General features: G+C 70.8%; 20 protein-coding genes. 15 read left to right on the forward strand and 5 right to left on the reverse strand.

The genetic code is table 11. From position 1 onward, the window contains the following. Positions 1 to 209: 209 nt before the first annotated feature. The 8 genes from ACFWJW_RS16345 (at position 210) to ACFWJW_RS16380 (ending at position 8,099) form a co-directional block, all read left to right on the forward strand. The gene (locus tag ACFWJW_RS16345; protein WP_387240761.1) at positions 210 to 1,202 is read left to right on the forward strand and encodes an alpha/beta hydrolase; all 993 of its coding nucleotides are present in this window, start codon (positions 210 to 212) and stop codon (positions 1,200 to 1,202) included. Positions 1,203 to 1,980: 778 nt separating this feature from the next. After that, positions 1,981 to 3,213, forward strand: a complete 1,233-nt coding sequence (locus ACFWJW_RS16350; RefSeq protein WP_387240764.1) for an ATP-binding protein — start codon at positions 1,981 to 1,983, stop codon at positions 3,211 to 3,213. Then, a complete protein-coding gene (locus tag ACFWJW_RS16355) occupies positions 3,210 to 3,623 on the forward strand; it encodes a roadblock/LC7 domain-containing protein (RefSeq protein ID WP_387240767.1) in 414 nt (137 codons plus the stop codon). The genes ACFWJW_RS16350 and ACFWJW_RS16355 overlap by 4 nt, the downstream gene beginning before the upstream one ends. Continuing rightward, the gene (locus ACFWJW_RS16360; protein WP_387240770.1) at positions 3,620 to 4,000 is read left to right on the forward strand and encodes a DUF742 domain-containing protein; all 381 of its coding nucleotides are present in this window, start codon (positions 3,620 to 3,622) and stop codon (positions 3,998 to 4,000) included. The genes ACFWJW_RS16355 and ACFWJW_RS16360 overlap by 4 nt, the downstream gene beginning before the upstream one ends. Further along, complete coding sequence (locus ACFWJW_RS16365; protein WP_387240774.1) at positions 3,975 to 4,565, forward strand: ATP/GTP-binding protein; 591 nt, start codon at positions 3,975 to 3,977, stop codon at positions 4,563 to 4,565. The genes ACFWJW_RS16360 and ACFWJW_RS16365 overlap by 26 nt, the downstream gene beginning before the upstream one ends. Before the next feature lie 10 nt (positions 4,566 to 4,575). Continuing rightward, entirely contained in the window at positions 4,576 to 5,934 is a 1,359-nt protein-coding gene (locus ACFWJW_RS16370; RefSeq protein WP_387240777.1) for a cytochrome P450, read from the forward strand. A 103-nt stretch (positions 5,935 to 6,037) separates the two neighbouring features. After that, positions 6,038 to 7,291, forward strand: a complete 1,254-nt coding sequence (locus ACFWJW_RS16375) for a cytochrome P450 (RefSeq protein ID WP_387240780.1) — start codon at positions 6,038 to 6,040, stop codon at positions 7,289 to 7,291. Positions 7,292 to 7,337: 46 nt separating this feature from the next. After that, positions 7,338 to 8,099: an enoyl-CoA hydratase/isomerase family protein gene (locus ACFWJW_RS16380; protein ID WP_387240783.1), complete on the forward strand. Its 762-nt coding sequence runs from the start codon at positions 7,338 to 7,340 to the stop codon at positions 8,097 to 8,099. Positions 8,100 to 8,388: 289 nt separating this feature from the next. Here ACFWJW_RS16380 and ACFWJW_RS16385 read toward each other — a convergent pair whose 3' ends face one another. Continuing rightward, a complete protein-coding gene (locus ACFWJW_RS16385) occupies positions 8,389 to 8,928 on the reverse strand; it encodes a gamma carbonic anhydrase family protein (RefSeq protein ID WP_387240786.1) in 540 nt (179 codons plus the stop codon). 141 nt (positions 8,929 to 9,069) lie between these two features. Between ACFWJW_RS16385 and ACFWJW_RS16390 the strand changes: the two genes are divergently transcribed. After that, the gene (locus ACFWJW_RS16390) at positions 9,070 to 9,834 is read left to right on the forward strand and encodes an acyltransferase (protein ID WP_387240789.1); all 765 of its coding nucleotides are present in this window, start codon (positions 9,070 to 9,072) and stop codon (positions 9,832 to 9,834) included. Between the two features lie 42 nt (positions 9,835 to 9,876). Here the strand turns inward: ACFWJW_RS16390 and ACFWJW_RS16395 are convergent, their stop codons facing one another. After that, positions 9,877 to 10,746: an EamA family transporter gene (locus ACFWJW_RS16395; RefSeq protein ID WP_387240792.1), complete on the reverse strand. Its 870-nt coding sequence runs from the start codon at positions 10,744 to 10,746 to the stop codon at positions 9,877 to 9,879. A 105-nt stretch (positions 10,747 to 10,851) separates the two neighbouring features. On the opposite strand from ACFWJW_RS16395, the gene ACFWJW_RS16400 reads away from it, so the two are divergent. Then, entirely contained in the window at positions 10,852 to 11,424 is a 573-nt protein-coding gene (locus ACFWJW_RS16400) for a helix-turn-helix domain-containing protein (protein WP_387240795.1), read from the forward strand. Between the two features lie 56 nt (positions 11,425 to 11,480). Continuing rightward, complete coding sequence (locus ACFWJW_RS16405; RefSeq protein ID WP_387240798.1) at positions 11,481 to 12,026, forward strand: YbaK/EbsC family protein; 546 nt, start codon at positions 11,481 to 11,483, stop codon at positions 12,024 to 12,026. A gap of 36 nt (positions 12,027 to 12,062) precedes the next feature. Here the strand turns inward: ACFWJW_RS16405 and ACFWJW_RS16410 are convergent, their stop codons facing one another. Then, positions 12,063 to 12,632: a hypothetical protein gene (locus tag ACFWJW_RS16410; RefSeq protein ID WP_387240801.1), complete on the reverse strand. Its 570-nt coding sequence runs from the start codon at positions 12,630 to 12,632 to the stop codon at positions 12,063 to 12,065. Between the two features lie 453 nt (positions 12,633 to 13,085). Here ACFWJW_RS16410 and ACFWJW_RS16415 point away from each other — a divergent pair, with 453 nt between their 5' ends. Next, a complete protein-coding gene (locus ACFWJW_RS16415; RefSeq protein WP_387240804.1) occupies positions 13,086 to 13,262 on the forward strand; it encodes a hypothetical protein in 177 nt (58 codons plus the stop codon). 248 nt (positions 13,263 to 13,510) lie between these two features. Here the strand turns inward: ACFWJW_RS16415 and ACFWJW_RS16420 are convergent, their stop codons facing one another. Then, positions 13,511 to 13,918, reverse strand: a complete 408-nt coding sequence (locus ACFWJW_RS16420) for a CoA-binding protein (RefSeq protein WP_387240806.1) — start codon at positions 13,916 to 13,918, stop codon at positions 13,511 to 13,513. A 172-nt stretch (positions 13,919 to 14,090) separates the two neighbouring features. After that, on the reverse strand, positions 14,091 to 14,873 hold the full coding sequence (locus tag ACFWJW_RS16425; RefSeq protein ID WP_387240809.1) for a type VII secretion system-associated protein: 783 nt from the start codon (positions 14,871 to 14,873) through the stop codon (positions 14,091 to 14,093). A 263-nt stretch (positions 14,874 to 15,136) separates the two neighbouring features. Here ACFWJW_RS16425 and ACFWJW_RS16430 point away from each other — a divergent pair, with 263 nt between their 5' ends. From ACFWJW_RS16430 to ACFWJW_RS16440, 3 genes are all read left to right on the forward strand, one after another. After that, entirely contained in the window at positions 15,137 to 15,763 is a 627-nt protein-coding gene (locus ACFWJW_RS16430) for a YigZ family protein (protein ID WP_387240812.1), read from the forward strand. A gap of 308 nt (positions 15,764 to 16,071) precedes the next feature. Beyond that, positions 16,072 to 17,238 (forward strand): exonuclease SbcCD subunit D, encoded by a 1,167-nt coding sequence (locus ACFWJW_RS16435; protein ID WP_387240815.1) that lies wholly within the window; start codon positions 16,072 to 16,074, stop codon positions 17,236 to 17,238. Beyond that, a complete protein-coding gene (locus ACFWJW_RS16440; RefSeq protein ID WP_387240818.1) occupies positions 17,235 to 20,486 on the forward strand; it encodes an AAA family ATPase in 3,252 nt (1,083 codons plus the stop codon). Before ACFWJW_RS16435 ends, ACFWJW_RS16440 begins: the two co-directional genes overlap by 4 nt. The last annotated feature ends 1 nt before the right edge of the window (position 20,487 follow it).

The following is a 20,487-nucleotide window of genomic DNA, read 5'->3' on the forward strand; positions in this document are numbered from 1 at the left end:
GGCCTCATCGAACGAGGGAAACGCGGCCGGTGTACTTGACGTGCCGGTGCGTCATTGCGCGCAGCCGGGAGCGCGGACCACCAGGTCAGGGTGGCCGGGGGCGGTAGCGGGGGCGCCCCGGGCGATCTTGAGGTGATGTCCTGCGACCGGTGGGTTGGTGGCAGCGTGACTGCCCGCGGCCGGCCCGAGAAGCCAAGGAGAACGTCCCGATGAAGTGCCTGCGCGTCCGCGTGGCGGTGAGTGTGGTGGCCCTGGGGCTGTTGACCGGCTGCGGCGATGGCCGGGACACCGTTCACGCCTCCGGTGTGCCGCAGTCGCCGGCCCACGCCGCGGACGCCCGCAACGGACAGCCCCGGGTGGTGCCGCCCCGCGGACCGCGCTCGTCCTTCACCGCGTTCCGTCCGGCCGGGGGCGGCACCCGGGTCGTCGCGACGCGGTGGCACGGCCGCAAGTCCGGTTTCACCGGCGGCATATGGGCCTGGGTGCCGCCGGAGTACCACCAGGCGCGCTACGCCGAGAGCGGCTTCCCGGTGCTGATCGCGCTGCCCGGTGCCTACGGATTTCCGTTCAACTACTGGGCGGGGGAGGGCTTCGCGCTGGAGGAGCGGATCGCGAAGTGGTCGCGGCAGGGCAGGACGCTGCCGTTCATCGTCGTGATGCCGGTGCTCAACCCGGGCCGGACCTACTACGACGGCAGCGACATCCCCGGGCAGCCCAAGATGGGCACCTGGCTGACCGAGGATGTGCCGGACTTCGTGCGGGCCAACTTCCGTACGTACGACAGCCGTGACGGCTGGGCCTTCATGGGCTCCTCGTCCGGGGGCTTCGCCGCGCTGAAGGCCGTCCTCAAGGAACCGCGGAAGTTCAAGGCGGCCGTCGTCAACGGCCCTGATACCGCACCGGATTCACCGCTGTGGCAAGGGCATCCGGCCGAGATGCGGGCCAACGACCCGCGCCATCTGGCCCGGCGGCTGGCCGCGCGCAAGGGCCTGCCGGTCTATCTCGCCTTCGAGCTCGGGAGCAAGGAGGCGGCGGTGCCCGATGTGAAGCGCTTCATCAGAGACTACACCGGCGGACCGGTGCACTCCACGCTCTTCGAGATACCGGACGGTGTGCACAGCGGGCACACCTACATCCGGCGGATGGCCGAGTCCCTGCACTGGATCAGCCGGCGGATGCAGGGCCCCGTACCGTCCGTGTGACGCACCGTCGCCTGGCCGGGCGCACGGCCGGGGCTCCTGTTGCCGCACCCGGTCCACCGGCAAGAATTGCCCGTGACCCGGCACGTGGGCACGGCCGACGGGGCGTCCGAAACCGTCCCGCGCGATGAGGTCGCCCGCTCGATCTCGGGCCATCTGTCGCTCCCGGTGATCCCCAGGGGACCGCGCTCGGTCGACTGCGCGAAGGACCTGCGGGCCGTCAAGGGGCCCGGACCCACTGCACGGCCCACTATCTGCGGGGCACCGTCCGGGACATGACCGTACGGGTCGTACGGGTCCGCGGCGGCAAGATCACCAACGTCCATGACGCCCCCCATCGCTGACGTTTGCTGACCGCCCTTGTACGTTGCGTTCGCGACGTACAAGGGGGCGGTGCATCAACGGTCCGTCAGGAAGCGGGCGGACCGGTTGCGCCGCAGGACCGGCATCAGCGCCCAATGGACCCAAAGTGGGCCTTTGTTGAATCTGCTTCAGATGCTGCAACTGTGCAGATCGCCGTTGGACGGCGGGTGTTGCTGTGATGCTAAGATCATCGCACTTGCCAACCGGGTAGTCACCTGCTAAGGCAAGAAAGAAATTCCGCGCATTGGCCTAAGAAAACCGCCACCCCGGGGAGAACTATGCCATTAGCCGGCCCTTCGATGGCTTTCTGGCAGGCGACTGTGCGCGGCCGTACACGTATGTCTGGGGTCGTGAGTGATTCTCTACGCCGCAGCCAGGCATACGACACCTGGTGGCTCCGTCGTCCGAAGAGAGTCCTATGACGCAATATTTCCAGGATCCAGCGTTCTGGGGATTGATCGCTGGTACCCCTGCTGCTGCCACCGCGATTGTTCGCGGCAGAATGAAGATCGCGGATCTTCGAAAAGAAAAGGCCGAGCTCAAGCAGCACTACGCCAATCTTGAGGATCACTACACGGAGGCCGTCGAAGAGGCCAAGGACCGAGCCGAAGAGGCCACCAAGACGACCTTGAAGGCCGCCATGCGGACCCTTCAGGGCCTGGCGAGCGAACAGCAGCTGGCGATTTCCAAGCTTCAGGACACCTATGGCGAGCACAAGATCCTTCAGGATCTGCTCGACATCGACCACATGAACTCGCAGTTCGCGCGACGGGCCCAGTCCATCGCCGTGCTCTGTGACGGCTGGCTCGGCCGGCGCCGGAACAACGCCTCGCTCTACGATGTGGTCCGCAGCGCCAAGGGCCGTATTCGCCACTTCACCCGCGTCGAGATCCGGTCGCAGAGCAATTTCGCCATCGTGAGCCGCGCGGTGGAACCGGTTGCGCTGGTGCTTGCCGAACTGCTGGACAACGCCACCAGCTATTCGGCGCCGGAAACGATGATCGAGATCAATATCCGGCCGGTGCCCAAGGGCGTCTGCATCATCGTCGACGACGCCGGTGTCGGTATGAACGAGGAGGAGAAGGCCCGAGCCGCTCAGCTGCTGTCGAGCGAGAATGCGGCCAGTGTCTCCAGCCTCGGTAACCCGCCGCAGTTCGGATTCACGGTCATGGGTGTGCTCGCCGCCCGCTACGGCTTCAGCGTATCGGTGGATTCGACCTCTCCCTACGGTGGCGTGCGCGCGGTCGTCCTGCTCCCCGACGATCTACTGACGTCTCTGCACGAGCCCGAGGAGAGCCCTGCCGTGGCTGCGTCCGCTCCGTTGCCGCCTGAGAACGCCCCTGGTCACCCGGCCCCTGGCGCCCCGGCGTCGGCCGTGCACGGATACCCGCCGGCCGGCCCCCCGGCTCCCGGCCCGTCGCCGCTGGGACAGCCGTCCGGTGCCCGTCCGGTTCCCGAGACCACGGCCGGCGGTCTGCCGAAGCGGCGCCGCCGCGGGGCGATTTCCATCGTGCCGACCGAATCCGAGAGCACGGAAGCTCCGGTCCGTGACAGCGCAAAGGCGGCGTCCGTCATGGGCGCATTCCAGCGCGGCACGCAGTCCGGCCGACGTTCCACCAATGCAAGCAGTGAAGGGCCTGAGGTTCAGTGAACTACGATCTGTCGTGGATGCTTGACAGTGCTCTGGAATTGCCGGAAGCACAGCATGCCATCCTCGTGTCCGCGGACGGTCTGCTCATGGCCCGTTCGAAGGACGTCGGCCGGGACCACGCCGATACCGTCGCCGCGGCCATGAGCGGAATGCAGTCGCTGAGCCGTACGGTCGCCGACTTCTGCCTCGGTGGTGCTTCCGCGAACCGGCCGCAATGGCGGCAGACACTGGTCGAGTTCGACCATGGCTGGGTCTTTCTGATCTCGGCCGGCGAAGGCGCCTATCTCGCGGTTTCGGCGTCGCCCGATGTGGACATGGCAGAGATCACTTTCCGTATGCAGCAGCTGGTGGGCCAGCTCGGAAAGGCACTGACCAGCCCGCCTCGTGAGAGGGCTGATATTCAGCCATGACCACCGACGACGAGCCGGAGCTGGAACACGAAGCAGCGGAATTAGTGCGGCCGTACGTCATCACCAACGGCCGCGATCTTCTTGACGGCAGTGACTTCTCGCTGATCACCCTGGTCACCGTGCAAGCGGAACCACCCCGCACGAAACCCCTCGATCCGGAGAAGCTCAGCCTGCTGGAGCTGTGTTCGGGGGGTTTCCTCTCGATCGCCGAGATAGCCGGGCACACCCGGCTCCCGGTGGGTGTCGTCAAGATTCTGGTGTCCGATCTCGCGCGCGAGGGATATCTCTTCTCCCGCGCGCCCATACCTACCGCTCAGCTTGTCGACCGGCAAATCCTAGAGGAGGTGCTGAATGGGCTCCAGGCTCGCTTTGGATGACGGCGTGTACCTGCGCAATTCAGTGCAGACCGCGGCAAAGATCCTCGTGGTCGGACACTTCGCCGTGGGGAAGACGACATTCATCGGGACCATGTCCGAGATTCCGCCGCTGCGGACCGAAGAGATAATGACCCAGGCGGGCGCCGGAATTGACGACCCGAAGGGCGCGCCCGAGAAGACCACGACCACGGTCGCCATGGACTTCGGCCGGCTCACGCTCAGCGAGAAGCTGGTCCTCTACCTGTTCGGAACTCCCGGCCAGCAGCGCTTCGTTCAGGTGTGGGAGGACATGACGCGAGGTGCGCTCGGGGCGCTGGTCCTGGTCGACCCCAAGCGGCTCGACGAGTCGTTCCCTGTCATGGACCTGGTGGAACACTACGGAATCCCCTACGCCATCGCCGTGAACCGCTTCGACGGGACGCCCGCGCACTCGCTCGACGAGATCCGGGAGGCTCTGGACCTGCTTCCCGAGACGCCTGTGGTCAGTTGTGACGCACGGGACCAACGTTCCTCGGCGGATTCGCTGATCGCACTCGTCCGATATCTCCAGTCCCGCCTCAACTAGGAGTTCAGGCATGCAATCTCACTCGGAATTCCAGAGCCCACCGCCCGGCTGCCCCGCGCACGCCGGCGGCGAAAGGGCGCCCCTGCACGGGCCGGAGTTCGCCGCCGCGCCGGACGCTTTCTACGACATGCTGCGGCAGTACGGACCCACCGCGCCCGTCGAGCTGGCTCCCGGAGTGGAGGCCGAACTCGTCACGGAGTACGCCACGGCGCTCCATGTCCTTCAGAATCCGGACACCTTCGCGCGGGATTCCCGCCGCTGGCGCGCGCTGAACGAGGGGCGTGTTCCGCTGGACAGCCCCGTGCTGCCGATGATGATGTACCGGCCGAATTGCATGTTCTCGGACGGTGCGGAGCATCTGAGGCTGCGTCAGGCGGTGACGGAGAGCTTCGGGCGCCTGGACATGCACCGGGTGAGCAGGCATGTCGACCGCGTCGCGGCGTACCTCACCGACCAGTTCAGTGCCCGCGGCAAGGCCGACCTGATCAGCGACTATGCGCAGCTGCTGCCGCTGCTGGTCTTCAACGATCTCTTCGGCTGCCCGGCGGAGATCGGTGACCGGCTGATCAGCGCCATATCCAACCTCTTCGACGGGGTCGACGCGGAGCGGGCCAACGAGGTCATGGCGGGCGCCCTGTTCGAGCTGGTCGGCCTGAAGCGCGTCACGCCGGGCGAGGACATCACCTCCTGGCTGATGCAGCACTCCTCGCGGCTGACCGACGAGGAGATGGTCCATCAGCTCGCGCTGCTCATCGGGGCCGGCACCGAGCCGGTGCAGAACCTCATCGCCAACGCCCTGCGGCTGTTGCTGTCCGACGAGCAGTTCGCCGGGGGCGGTGGCGATCTCCTGGTCGAGGACGCCATCAACGAGGTGCTGTGGAACAGCCCGCCGATCGCCAACTACGCCACCCACTACCCGGTGCACGAGGTGGAACTCTCCGGGAACAAGCTGGCAGCCGGAACCCCGGTGCTGGTCAGCTTCGCGGCGGCCAACGGGGACCCCAGCCTGTCCGCGACCCGGCAGACCTTCAGCAAGCGGGCCCACCTGGCCTGGGGTGCCGGGCCGCACGCCTGCCCGGCGAAGGATCCCGCGCTGCTGATCTCCATACGGGCGATCGAGAAGCTGCTGAACACGCTGCCGGACATCGAGCTGGGTGTGCCGGCCGAGACGCTGACCTGGCGTCCCGGCCCGTTCCACCGGGCGCTCAACGCGCTGCCCGCGCGCTTCACCCCCGTACGCAGCGAGCGACGGGGCCCGCAGTCCGGCGCGGCGGCAGGGTCGGGCGGGGACGCCCGCAACCGGGGACAGCAGAACCGGCCGCAAAAGGGAAGCTGGTGGAGCGGATTCCTCAGCTGGTGGCGTGTGTGATGTTCACGACAGGTTGAATGTCCGCGCGTCGCATGAACGTTCGGCAGTAGGGGTATGCAGGGCTGGCGACTTATTGAGTGATCTTCCGAAAGAAGGTGTCGCCTTGCAGCCCGCCCTGGCCGCTGCCCCCATTGACCGACGCAGTGTGGTTTCGCTTTTCTCCCGTCTGCGCACGGCCGATGGCCAGTCGAATTCATTGCCGTTGTACGCGAAACTCAGGGCGATGGGGGATATCGTTCAGGCGCCCTGGGGAGGGTACTTGGCGACCTCGTACGGGCTGTGCCATCAGCTTTTGCGAAGTAGATCCTGGCGGGTCCCGGACAGTGCCTGGCGGGCCCGCCAGGATGATGCGGCCCGCTGGAACGCCTCCGCGTCACGCCAGATGGGTGACACGCTGCCGATGCTCAACCCACCGCACCACACCCGGGTGCGGCGCTCGTTGGGCAACGTTTTCGACCGTAAATCCCTGGCCGACATGAAGAGTTCGGTCGAGCAGACGACGGGCCGGCTGCTCGACCGTTTCGAAGAAGAACTCGCGTATGGCCCGGCCGATTTCTGTGCCCTGGTCAGTGAAGAACTTCCGGTGATCACCATCGGCGAATGGCTGAAGATTCCGCCCGCCGACTATGGGCTTCTGCGTTCGCTCACCCATGACCAGGTGTACACCCAGGAATTGTTCCCGACGCCGAGTCAGCTCGCGCTCTCCGATGAATCGACTCGTCAATTGCGGCAGTATTTCACTGCCTTGGTGAGCGAACGAAGGCGAAAACCGGGCAATGATCCGGTCTCGTCATGGCTGCGCGTCTGGGACGCACAGGAGCCCGACCGGGAAGCCGCCGACGAGGCCGTCTACGCCCTCACGCTGTTCATGGTCCTGGCGGCACTGGAGACGACCGCGCATGTCCTGTCCAGCGCGGTCCGGCTGCTTCTGGAGCACCCCCGCCAGCTGAACTGGCTGCGGGTCCACCCCGAGCTGATACCGGGCGCGGTCGACGAGGTGCTCCGCTACGACGCCCCGATCCACATGATCAGCCGGGTGGCTCCCGAGGACACCGAACTCGGCGGGGTGACCGTCCGCAAGAACGAGATGGTGCAGCTCATGGTCGGCGCCGCCCATCACGACCCGAACCACTTCGCCGCCCCGGAGGACTTCGACATCCGCCGTGGGGCGTCCCATCTCGGCTTCGGCGGGGGCATTCACTTCTGCCTGGGCAACGCGCTGGCCCGTATGGAGGCGGACTGCCTGCTCACTGGGCTGCTGGAGCGGCTGCCGGGGCTGCGGATCAGCGCCCCGCCCGTCTGGGAGCCCCGTGTGGCCTTCCGCCGCCTGATCACCCTTCCGGTCGTCCGTGTCTGACCGGCACGGGTCTCCCGCACAGCGGAACAACGAATCAAGGAACCCCATGATCCACGACTTCAAGTCCCTCCTCGTGACACAGGAAGGGCCCGTCCTCACGGTGCAGTTGAACAGCCCCGAGACGGGAAACGCCCTCTGCGGTGAGATGCTCGACGAGCTTCTCACCGTACTGGGCGGCCTGGACGACGACTCCGGGATCAGGGTCCTGGTCTTCTCCGGCGCGGGCGAGGACTTCTGTCTGGGGGGTGCCCGCGCGGAATTTCCCGCTCTGCTCGCCGAGGACCCCAGTGGAGTGGGGCTGCGCGCCCTCGGCAACAAGGCGCGCCGGGTGTGCGACGCCCTGGCGAGCACCGACGCGGTGACCATCGCGCGGCTGCACGGCGGGGTGGTCGGGGCCGGTGTGGGGCTGGCGGTCTTCTGCGATCTGCGGGTCGGTGCGGACAACTGCCGCTTCCGGCTGCCGGAACTGGGGCTGGGGGTGCCGCCCGCGTGGGGCGGGATCATGCCGCGGCTGCTGCACGAGGTGGGTGCGGCGAGGATCCGTGAGCTGATATTGACCGCCGAAAACTTCGACGCCACCACCGCACAGGAGCTGTCCATCCTGCACAAGGTCGTCCCGGAGGAGCGGCTCGACCCTGCCGTCACGCAGTGGATCAAGCCACTGGTCCGGCGTTCCCCCTCGGCGCTGCGGACCGCGAAGCTGATGCTGAACGCCTACGCCAACGCCAACCGCCTCGCGGACGCCACCCTGTTCGATGCCGAGCTGCTGTCCTCCGCGCTGACCGTCGCCGCCACCACCCGGCGCTGAAGCCGCCGGCCGCGGCGCGGGCCCGTCCCATGGCCCCCGCCCCGGCGGGCCGCCCCCCCGCGGTCCGGGGCCGCCGGCAGCCCCGGCGGCCGGCGCCGGCCGCGGGGCCCCCCCACCCGCCCCGGGCCCCACACCTTTTGCGTTCCGGCGCTGCTGCCCCGCGCGCGGCCCGGCCCCCCCCCCCCCGGGCGCCCTCCCCCCGGGCCGGGGCGGGGGCCCGACCAAGGGCCCGCGCCGCGGCGGCCGGCCCCCGCGCTGTCCGGGCCGGCCGGATCCCGCGCCGGCCGACTCAGTCCTCGGCGCCCGCGACCGCTTCCCGGTGCTCTGCCGCCAACTCCAGATACATGACCGCATTGAGCTTGATGGTCTCGCGCTCCTCGTCGGTCAGCTGCCGCTTGACCTTCGCCGGAACCCCGGCGACCAGCGAACCGGGCGGGACCTGCATGCCCTGGGGGACCAGCGCCTGCGCGGCGACCAGTGAGCCGGCGCCGATGTGTGCGCCGTTCAGCACCGTGGCACCCATGCCGATCAGGACATCGTCCTCGACGGTGCAGCCGTGCAGCACCGCGTTGTGTCCGACCGAGACCCGCGCGCCGACGGTCACCGGGAAGCCGGGATCCACATGGACCGTGCAGTTGTCCTGGACGTTGCTGTCGGCGCCGAGCACGATCGGGCCGCAGTCCGCCCGCAGCACCGTGTGGTACCAGACGCTGCTGCCCGGAGCCATCGTGACCTCGCCGAGCACGACGGACGTCGGGGCGGTGAACGCCTTCTGATCGATCTTCGGCTCCTTGCCGCCCACCGGTGAAATCAACGCCCGTGCCGTCATCCTGGACCTCCTCGTCGTTCCGCGTCGCGGAGACAGCACCGTAGACGACGGGTGCGGTGCCGGGCGGTGCCGGGAGCCGGTGGGGCGAAGATCACAGCCCGTGGCGGGGCCGTCCGGCCGCGGGCTGAGTACGGTGTGCGAGTGCCGATAAACCAGAACGTGTTCTCGTCTGTCGCGGCCTGGCGGCGCCGGGCCGTGTCGCGCGCCGTCCACCGTGGCGCGCGCTGGGTGCGCGAGGCCGCGGCCGTGACGGCCGAGCGCCCGGGCCCGTACCGCTTCCGCCGGATCGGCACCGGCACCCGGCTCGCCTACCCGCAGGGCACCGTCTTCGGCGACCCGTGGATCGAGCTCGGTGACCACTGCATCATCGCCCAGGACGTGACGCTGACGGCGGGCATGATGCCGGACCTCGATCTCGGTGCGGAGCCGATCCTCACGCTGGGAAACGGTGTGGTGCTGGGCCGCGGAAGCCATGTGATCGCCGATGTCCGGCTGACGATCGGCGATGACTGCTTCTTCGGCCCCGGCGTCTATGTCACCACCACCAACCACAGTTATGACGACCCCGAGGTGCCGGTGGGCAAACAGTGGCCGCGCAGCGAACCGGTCGCCATCGGCCCCGGCAGCTGGATCGGAACCGGTGCGGTCATCCTGCCCGGGGCGCGGCTGGGCCGGAATGTGGTGGTCGCGGCCGGTGCGGTGGTCCGGGGCGAGGTCCCCGATCACGCGGTGGTCGCCGGGGCGCCCGCCCGGATCGTCCGCCGCTGGGACCCCCGGCAGGGCTGGCAGCCGCCGCTGCGCACACCGGCGCCGGTGCCGATCCCCGAGGGCGTCACCCCGGAGCAGCTGGTCGCGCTGGAGGAGTGGCAGGCGGCGGAGGCCGGCGAGGCGTACGAGACGTCCTGACCCGGCGTCAGGTGTGGTGGGCCGCAGGCGGCCCCGCCGCGGTCAGCCGCCGGAGGCGAGCAGGGCCGAGCCGACCAGCGCGAGGGAGGCGCCGGCCGTCTGGATCGCCCGCAGCCGCTCCTTGAGGATGCCGAGCGCGGCGAGTGTGGTGACGACCGGGTAGAGGGAGGCGAGCACCGCCGCCATGGTGACCGGTCCGCTCTGGGCGGCGAGGGCGTAGGTGCCGTTCGCGGCGACATCGGCGATACCGACGAAGCCGAGGGCGGGCAGCGCGTCCCGGAGGGCCGGCAGCCCGCCCTCGGGCAGGGCCGGGGTACCGCGCCGCACCGACGCGTACAGCGCGACGCCGCCGACCGCGACATTGCACAGCCGCTGCACGAACAGGGCGAGGAAGAGCCCGGTCACGGTCGTCGACGCCTCCGAGATCAGCGCCATCACCGCGCCGAAGCCGAGCGCCGAGATCACCGTCAGGGTGATCGTCCGGCCGGCCACGGAGGCACCGCTGATCCGCGGGCCGCCGGCCAGCACGACACCCACCACGGCCACCAGCATGCCCGTGACCTGGAGCAGGCCCGGCCGCTCACCCGCCACGATCCCGACGCCGAGCGGGACGAGCACGGTGCCGAACGAGGCGAGCGGGGAGACCACGCCCATCGGGCCGAGCGCCAGCGCGCGGTAGAAGCAGAGCATGGCGGCGGGGCCGACGACGCCCGCGCCGACCGCGAACCACAGCTGCGGTCCGGCCTCCCGCCAGCCGCCGGTGGCCAGCACGATGGCGCCCAGCGCGACGGCGGCCAGGGCCTGGGAGACCACCACTACGGTCAGCGCCTGGAGCCGACGGGTGAGCAGTCCGCCGCCGAAGTCGGCGAGCCCCCACAGAAGGCTGGTGGCCAGGGCGAAGACCGCTGTCATGGTGAAACCTCGCAGTACAGTGAACCGGACGCTGAAGTACACCACACCGTAGTGCAACAGAATGCACTCGGGTATCGAATATATTGGCCTCGACTTGGACGGACCGTGACGGATCTCGACCAGCTCACCCAGTCGCTCGCCCGCAACCTCAAACACTGGCGCGCCGAGCGCGGCTTCACCCTCGATGCGCTGGCGGCCCGCGCCGGTGTCAGCCGCGGCATGATCATCCAGATTGAGCAGGCCCGTACGAACCCCAGCGTGGGGACCACCGTCAAGATCGCCGACGCGCTCGGCGTCAGCATCACCACGCTCCTCGACTACGAACAGGGCCCGCAGGTACGCATCGTGGCGCCGAAGGAGGCGGTCCGGCTGTGGTCCACCGAAGCCGGGAGCTCCACCACGCTCCTCGTGGGCGCGGAGGCACCCGGACCGTTCGAACTGTGGGACTGGCGGCTGATGCCCGGCGACAGCAGCGGCTCCGATCCGCATCCGCCCGGCACCGTCGAACTGCTGCATGTCCGGGCCGGCACGCTGACGCTGGTCGTGGACGGCGAGGAGCACGCGGTGCCCGCCGGTGCCTCGGCGACCTTCGAGGCCAAGGTCGCGCACGGCTACCGCAACGACGGTACGGAACCGGTCGAGATGACCATGTCGGTGATCATCCCGCCCGTCCGCTGAGACGGCCCGACGGCCGGGCCGTCCCGGCTGTTAGCTTGGCGGGCATGCCCGTGCCGATGGATGCATTTGACGATGTCCGGCCCGCCGTCGAGCGACTGGACCTGCTGCCCGAGCCGGTGGCCGCCGCGATCCGTGCCTGGGGCGGCTCCGTGCCCGTCGAGGAGCTGCGCCACGTCGACACGGATCCGGCGATCGCGGACACCGCACTGCTCGTCGAGCGCTACGGCCCCTGGCTCCTGGAACAGTCGGCGAACTGCGTGGTGGTGGCCGGCAAGCGCGGCGGCGAAACCACCCTGGCCGCCTGTGTCGTCCTCTCGCACACCCGCGTCGACGTCAACGGAGTGGTGCGCCGTCAACTGGGCGCACGCAAGGCGTCGTTCGCGCCGATGGACAGGGCGGTCGGCGACAGCGGGATGGAGTACGGCGGGATCACCCCGATCGGCCTGCCCACCGACTGGCCGCTGCTCGTGGACGCCGCCGTCATCGACACCCCCTACACCCTGATCGGCAGCGGCAGCCGCCGCGGCAAACTCATCGTCCCCGGCAAGGCCCTGGCCGAACTGCCGGGCGCGACGGTGTTGGACGGCCTGGGCGTCGCCTGAGGGCTGCGCGCCCGGCCGGTCGCTTGCGTGCGCGGACTACAGCGGTACCGGTCGGCCGTCCTCCCACAGCGCTGTCACATGGCCGGCGAACCGGTCGTACAGCCCGTCGTCCTCCAGTCGGCGGAGGTGGAGCATGGGGGACTCGTCGCCGAGCAACGAGGCGATGTGCGGGGTCACAAGCATCTGATCATCGAATTGGAAGACGGACAGCGCGATGTGCTGATCGCTGAATCGCGCTTCGATCCCACGGGTCTCGCCCATCTTTCCCAGGGCATCCAGCGTGATCTTGATGCGTGTGCTGACCGTGAGGGGGACGCCCTCCACTTCTTCCCGCTTGCGCGTGACGTCCGACTCCGGATCGCCGATCAGGAAGCGGATCCGGACGCCGGCGTCGGCCTTGGCCTTCAGCCGCGCCCCTAGACGGGGGTGCTGCTGCCACAGGAAGTAATTGGTATAGCCGGCGAACGCCAGATTCTGGGATGCTCCGTCGATGAGCGACGCCCACAGTGACGTGGGGGCGGCGCTGCGAAATGGGTAGGCCGCGATGATCTCGCGGTCGTGCCCCGTCTTGACGTGAGAACGCACCGACTTGGGCCACAGAGCCATGGGGGCTACTCCTAGCGCGCGGCCGACGTCCGCCTGGGTGGATTCGCGGGGAGCCCGGTCAGGGTTGCTCAGCCATCGTTCTACGGTCTTGTGTTCAACCCCGACCATTGTGCTAGCTGTCGGGGCCTCGACGCCGGCAGTCGCCATAGAACTGCCTACGCATGATCCCAACTGCCGCGACTGCACAGCGTGGGTGAAGGTGCGGGACGAGGCGCGCGAACGCCAGGACTACGCGGCAGCTGCGATCGCATCAACGGAGCTACTGCTCCACAACCGGAAAGAGACGTCTGGCGGCGGACCCACCAGACCCCGGTGAGGTCATGACCGGGGCGCTCCCCGCGCCGGGCCAGCACCCGTCGCTTTGCTAAAGGCCGGCGTACCCGGGACGCGCCTGAAGACTTCGTCCACCACTACCCCGGCTACGCCCCGGACAACTACGACCCGCTGATCTTGGTGCGCACGCAGGACGCCATCCGTATCGCCGGGTACGACGTCGACGCGGAGCTGTGGGGAGCCCCGACGGGTGACCAACTCATCGCCGTCTCGGCGAAGTGTCAGCACTCGCCGTCGGACACCGGTCCCATCAAACCCATGCCGACGCCCCGCCCGCCGTGCCGGGACAAGCCGTAACCGACGTCTGCCACACTCGGTGCGTCGATTGGAGCCCCCATGGCTGAGTTGATCAATTCGCGGTACGCCGCCCTCGTGGCTGCCTACCGTGAGACTCAGGTGGAGGAGCAGGAGGAGACGCCCCCTGCACGGGGCTTCATCCTCCCTGATGCTGAGCCCAGGCCCGAGTAACGCAGCGCACCCTCGAAGCCCCGTTCGCGAGCCACGCGGACGGGGCTTTTCAGGCCCGGTGCATTCAGCCCGCCCGCTCAGCCCAGACGCGGCAGTTCGATCGCCGGGCAGCGGTCCATCACCATGGCGAGGCCCGAGTCGCGCACCCGGTCCCAGGCCGCCTCGTCGACCACGCCGAGCTGGAACCAGACGGCCTTCGCGCCGATCGTGACGGCCTCATCGGCGACCGGGCCGGCCAGCTCGCTGTTGACGAAGACATCGACCACGTCGACCGGGAAGGGGATGGCGGAGAGCGAGGGGTAGCCCTGCTCGCCATGGACGCGCTCGGCCTTCGGATGCACGGGCACGATCCGCTTCCCGTAGCGCTGGAGCACCTCGGCGACGCCGTGTGCCGGGCGCTGCTCGTTGTTGGACAGGCCCACGACCGCCCAGGTGTCGCCGAGCTCGGTCAGGATTCTGCGGATCGTGCTGGGGTCGCCGTACACGCACTGCCTCCTGCGAATGGAAGGGTCCTGTGCCGCTCAACGGTCGGCGTGACCAGGAGATTCCCGTCGCGGAGGGCGACCACTCCGCGGAGTGACGGCAGCCGGTGCGCGCCGCACGGCAGACGCCCCGCCCGAAGGGGAAGACGGGCGGGGCGGGTCTCTGCGCGGTGGTTCAGTTCGCGCCGCGGGCCATTCCGCTGCCGGCCATCCCGGCCCCCACCACGGTGCTGCCCTTCGCGGCACGGGCCGGTTTGCCGATCCCCCGGCCGCTGCCGACCGGCTCGGCCCCGCCGGCCCCGGTCCCCGGTCGCGGCGCCACGGGCGCGGCCGGCTCCCGGGCCTCCGTCCCGGACACCCCGGCCAGCGCCGCGCGCAGCTCCTCGGTGTCCACCAGCATGCTCACCGGCCCGGTCGGGTTGAGGTACAGGGCATGCCCCGGCGGCAGCTGCTCGACGAGGTCGGCCACCGGCCGCCGGTCGTACATCAGCCGGCCCACCGATTCGAGGTAGCTCTGCGAGCTGTAGACGGGGATCACGGGGGTGCCCTCGGGCGAGGCGGCGGCCAGGGGCGTACCGGTCGCGGTCACCAGGACGGAGACCTCCGCGCGCGCCAGCGCCTCCGTGACGTCCTGCCCCGGTCCGTAGCCGGTCGCGGCGAGCTGAAGTGCGCCGTCGACCGCGTCCGTCGGCTCGGACCAGTCCAGCATCTGCGGCGACGGCCGGTACTCCGGATTGTCCCGCCACTCCTCGATCTCGCCCGTCGGACCCGACCGCCACTGGCCGATCAGCGCCCAGAGCGGTGGCGGCCCCTCTCCCCGCCAGGTCAGATCCACCATGGCCAGCCAGTGGTCGGGCGCCGTGCGTGCCGCCTCGATGACCTCCGGCGGGGGCTCGGGCATCTCCTCGCCCGTCACCGGAACGCCCGCCGTCATCGCCGACTGTGTGCTCTCTTCCATGCAGCCCTCCGCAAACCGGCCGTTCCTACCTGTACGAGCGGGGCCCCGGAAACACGAGGCTCTCGCACCGCCCTCACAGTGCCCACGGGCAGCGCGGACGTCTCCCCGACGCACCGTGCGGACGGGGCGGGTACGCCGCGTGGCCGTGCGCACTGCGCCCGGACGGCGGACCCCCGCGCCCTTACGGCGGACACCCCCGCGCGGCGCGGACCACCGGGACCGGCCGGTGCCCGGCTGTCAGAGGGGCCGCATAGGCTGGTCCGATGCAGGAGCAGTACCGCACGCTCGCGCGCGAGGGTGTCCACGAGATCGAGATCAACAAGTCCCGCTTCCTCTGCGCGCTCGCGCCCGTCGCGACCGAGACCGAGGCCCAGGACTTCATCGCGCGCATCCGCAAGGAGCACCCCACCGCCCGCCACCACTGCTTCGCCTACGTCCTGGGCGCCGACGGCGGCATCCAGAAGGCGAGCGATGACGGCGAGCCGGGCGGTACGGCGGGCGTGCCGATGCTTCAGATGCTGGTGCGCCGCGAGGTCCGTTACGTCGTCGCCGTCGTCACCCGCTACTTCGGCGGGGTCAAGCTCGGCGCCGGCGGCCTCATCCGCGCCTACGGGGGCGTCGTCGGCGAGGCGCTCGACACGCTGGGCACGGTCACCCGGCAGCGCTTCCGGCTGGTGACGGTCACCGTCGACCACCAGCGGGCCGGCCGGGTGGAGAACGACCTGCGGACCACGGGGCGGGCGGTGCGTGAGGTGACGTACGGGGCGGAGGTACGCATCGAGATCGGGCTGCCGGAGGCCGATCTGGACGCCTTCCGCGCCTGGCTCGCGGACACCACGGCCGGCACGGCGCGGCTGGAACTGGGAGGCGAGGCTTACGGGGAGCTCTGACTGGGCGGGTTCGGCGCGCGGTTGTCGTGGACGGAGGCCGGGTGCGTCGCTGCCCGGGGCCGGCGACAGCTCCAGGTCCCTCTGCGGCAGGCGTTCCGGTACCGCACCGGCGAGCTGATGCCCTTTCTGTTCCCTTGAACGGTCTTGCATCCGCGGACACCTGCACCAGCCACGGATGCAAGAATGAGGCCCGCAAGGAACGGGGTGCGGACAGTGGCCGCCGTGGTGGGAGCCGGTTGCCGGACTGTGCTGGTCGGGCGCTGGTTCGTGGGCTCTCGGAGGGGAAATATGCAGGTCGGAGTGGCTGGGTGAGATTTCTGCACACCTCCGACTGGCATCTCGGACGGTCCTTTCACCGGGTGAATCTGCTCTCCGCCCAGCGCGCGTTCCTCGATCATCTCGTCGAGACGGTGCGCGCCCGGGAGATCGACGCGGTGCTGGTCGCGGGCGATGTCTACGACCGTGCCGTGCCGCCGCTCGCCGCCGTCGAGCTGTTCGACGACGCCCTGCACCGGCTCGCCGGGCTCGGTGTCCCGACGGTGATGATCTCCGGCAACCATGACTCGGCCCGTCGGCTGGGCGTCGGCTCCGGGCTGATGGAGCGGGCCGGCATCCACCTGCGGACCGACCCGGCCGACTGCGGCACCCCCGTGCTGCTCGCCGATGCCCATGGTCCGGTGGCGCTCTACGGGCTGCCGTATCTCGAACCCGCCATGGTCCGCGACACCCTCGGGGCGCGGCGGGCCGACCATGCGGAGGTGCTCGGCGCGGCCATGGAGCGGGTACGGGCCGATCTCGCCGGGCGGCCCGCGGGGACGCGCTCCGTGGTGCTGGCGCATGCCTTCGTCACCGGCGGCGCGGTCAGCGACAGCGAGCGCGATATCACCGTCGGCGGGGTCGCCTCGGTCCCCGTGGCCGTCTTCGACGGGGTGGACTACGTCGCCCTCGGGCATCTGCACGGCTGTCAGACGCTCACCGAGCGGGTCCGCTACTCCGGATCTCCGCTCGCCTACTCCTTCTCCGAGGCCGAGCACCGCAAGTCGTCATGGATCGTCGATCTCGACGCGGACGGCGCCGTGCACGCGGAACGGGTGGACTGCCCGGTGCCGCGGCCGCTGGCCCGTATCCGCGGACGGCTGGAGCAGCTGCTGGAAGACCCCGGGCCGGCCCGGCACGAGGACTCCTGGGTCGAGGCGACCCTCACCGACACCGCCCGGCCCCATGAGCCCATGGCCCGTCTGGTCAAGCGCTTCCCGCACCTCGTCAGCCTGGTCTTCGACCCCGACGACGGGCCCACCCGCTCGCTGGCGTCGTACGCGCAGCGGCTGCGCGGACGCAGCGACCAGGAGATCGCCGAGGATTTCGTGGAACACGTACGGTCCGGCCGTGCGGCCGATGAGCAGGAGCGGGCCGAACTGCGCTCGGCGATCGACGAGGTACGCGTCGGCGACATGGCGGCCGAGGTGGCGCGTTGAGGCTGCACCGGCTCTCGCTCACCGCCTTCGGGCCGTTCGGCGGCACCCAGACCATCGATTTCGACCGGCTGACACGGGACGGTCTCTTTCTGCTGCACGGCCCGACGGGCGCGGGCAAGACCTCGGTTCTGGACGCGGTGTGCTTCGCGCTGTACGGGTCGGTCCCGGGGGCGCGGCAGAGCGGCCAGGCGCTGCGCAGCGATCTGGCGGACCCGCTGACGCTCACCGAGGTCGTTCTCGAACTGACCGTGGGCGAACGGCGGTTGGAGATCACCCGGCTGCCCGAGCAGCCACGCCCCAAGAAGCGGGGCAGCGGCACGACGAAGGAGAAGGCACAGAGCAGGCTGCGGGAGTTCGTGCCGGCCGGGGGCGGGGGACCTGCGGACGGCGACGGGCCGGAGAGCGGCGACGGGCCGGGGGCCGGCGGGCACTGGAAGGCGCTGAGCCGCTCGCACCAGGAGATCGGTGAGGAGATCGGCCAGCTGCTCGGTATGAGCAAGGAGCAGTTCTGCCAGGTGGTGCTGCTGCCGCAGGGCGACTTCGCGCGCTTTCTGCGGGCCGACGCCGAGGCGCGCGCCCGGCTGCTGGGGCGGCTCTTCGACACCCGGCGGTTCGCCGCGCTCGAAGAGCAGTTGACCGCGCGCCGCAGGGTCGCCGCGGACACCGTCACCGCCGGCGACGAACGGCTGCTGGCGCTGGCGCACCGGATGGCACAGGCGGCCGGGGAGAGCGCCGACCTCACCGATCCGTCGGTCCCGGCGCCGGACCGGGCCGGGTCGGCGCCGCAGGGCGCACCGTCGCGCGGACGCACCACGGCGGCCGGTGGGCGCGGGCGTGCGACGGCCGCGACGGCCACGAAGCGGGCGACCGTACCGGGGCAGGCCGGGGCCGTGGAGCCCGGCGCACCGGCCGCATCGGCCCGTAGTGGCGCCGCGGAGGACCCCGCCGCACCGGGCCCCGGCGAGCCGGGCTTCGCGGACGCGGTGCTGGTCCGGGCGGCGGTGGCCCGGGTGAGCGCACGGGAACGGCTGACGGTCGCGGCCTCCGGGCTGCACACCGCCGAGGCCGCCGAGCGGACGGCGGCCGCGCGCTGGGAGGAGTCCCGTGAACGCGACCGGCTCCAGCAGCGGTACGCGGACGCCCGGCGCCGGGCCGCCCGGCTGGAGGCTCATGCCGAGGAGCGAGCCCGTACCCGCGAGCGGCTGGAGCAGGCCCGTGCGGCCGCGGAGGTCGCGCCCGCGCTCGCCCTGCGCGACGCCGCCTGGCGTGAGCTGGACGCCGCACAGCGCGCCGAGCGACAGCACCGCAGCCCGCTGCCGCTGGACCTCGTCGATGCGGAGAGCGAGCGACTCGCCGCGCTGGAAAGGGAGTTGCGGGAGGATCTGGGGTCGCTGGGCGCGGCCCGGCGGGCCGAGCGGCGGGCCGCCGACATCGGCCGGGAACGCGCGGCACTGGACCGCGAGGCGCGCGCCGACGAGCAGACGCTGCTGGACGCCGCCGAATGGCTCGCCGCGTGGGACGACGGCCGGCGCGCCCACCAGCAGCGCATCGAGACGGCGCAGGACGCCGCCACCCGGGCCGAACAGCTCGGCGCCCGTATCGAACCGGCCGCCGAACGCTGGGAAGCGGCCCGCCGCCGCGACCGGCTCAGCGATGAGGTGCGATCGGCGGAAGCGGAGCTGCTCACCGCCAGGGAGCGGTCCGCGGCGGCCCACGAGCACTGGCTCGACCTCAAGGACCGGAGGCTGCGCGGGATCGCCGCCGAGCTCGCGGACGGCCTCCGTGACGGCGAGTCCTGCGCGGTGTGCGGCGCGACCGAGCACCCCCGGCCGGCGCGGGCCGGTGCGGGCCATGTCGACCGGGCGGCCGAGGAAGCCGCGCTGGCCGCGCACCGGCGGACCGAGGAGGCTCGGGGGCAGGCGGAGTCCCGCTGCCAGTCGGCCAAGGAGGCACTGGCCGCCGCGGCCGCCACGGCCGGCGATGCTTCGGCCGGTGAACTCGCGGCGCAGGTCGAGGAGTTGCGCGCCGACTTCGCCCACGCCCATGCGCAGGGGGCCGACCTCCACGCCGCCCGCGAGGCGCTCGGGCGCGCGGAGCGGGAGTACGAACGGCGGCGCGCCGAGCAGCAGCAGGCCGAGCGCCGGGCCGCTGCCCGTACTTCCCACCGGGAGGCGCTGGACCGCGAACAGGCCGCCCTGGAAGAGGAGCTGACCCGGGCGCGCGGCGACAGTCCGAGCGTCGCCGACCGGGCCGCCCGGCTGGAGCGGCAGGTGACCCTGCTCGCCGCGGCGGCGGAGGCGTCCCGTACGGCAGGCTCCTGCGCCCAGCGACTCAAGGAGGCCGACGCCGGACTGTCCGACGCCGCCTACCGCGCCGGGTTCGACTCCCCGCAGGCCGCCGCGGAGGCGCTGCTCCAGGACGACGCCTGGCGGGCCCTCCAGCGACGGCTCGATGAGTGGCAGGCCGAATCCGCCGCCGTGGAGGCCGAGTTGGCCGATCCGGAAGCCGCGGCCGCGGCGGCGCTGCCGCCCGCCGACCCGGCCGCCGCACAATCCGCGCACCAGGCCGCGGCCGCCCGGCTGCGCACCGCTTCGACCACGCATGCCGCGGCCCGGGAACGCTGCGCCGAGCTCGACCGGCTGTCCGCCCGCGCCGAGGCCGACGCCCGCGCGCTGGCCCCGCTGCGCGCCGCCCACGACCGCATCGCCCGCCTCGCCGGACTCGCCGCGGGCACGTCCAGCGAGAACGGGCGGCGGATGCGCCTGGAGTCGTATGTGCTCGCCGCCCGGCTCGAACAGGTCGCGGCGGCCGCCAGTGCCCGGCTGCACCGGATGTCCGCCGGCCGCTACACCCTCGTCCACTCCGACGAACGGGCCGGTGGCGCCCGGCGCTCCGGCCTGGGGCTGCATGTCATCGACGCCTGGACCGGTCATGAGCGGGACACCTCCAGTCTCTCCGGCGGCGAGACCTTCTTCGCCTCGCTCGCGCTGGCGCTCGGCCTCGCCGATGTCGTCACCGACGAGGCGGGCGGCACGCGACTGGACACCCTCTTCATCGACGAGGGCTTCGGCAGCCTGGACGAACAGACCCTGGACGAGGTGCTGGACGTACTGGACTCGCTGCGCGAACGGGACCGCAGCGTCGGCATCGTCAGCCATGTCGCCGACCTCAAGGCGCGGATCCCCGCCCAGCTGGAGGTCGTCAAGGACCGGTCGGGCTCGACGGTCCGGCATCGCGTACGGAGCTGAG

The organism is Streptomyces sp. NPDC127097 (genome assembly GCF_042724075.1).
Lineage (GTDB): Bacteria > Actinomycetota > Actinomycetes > Streptomycetales > Streptomycetaceae > Streptomyces.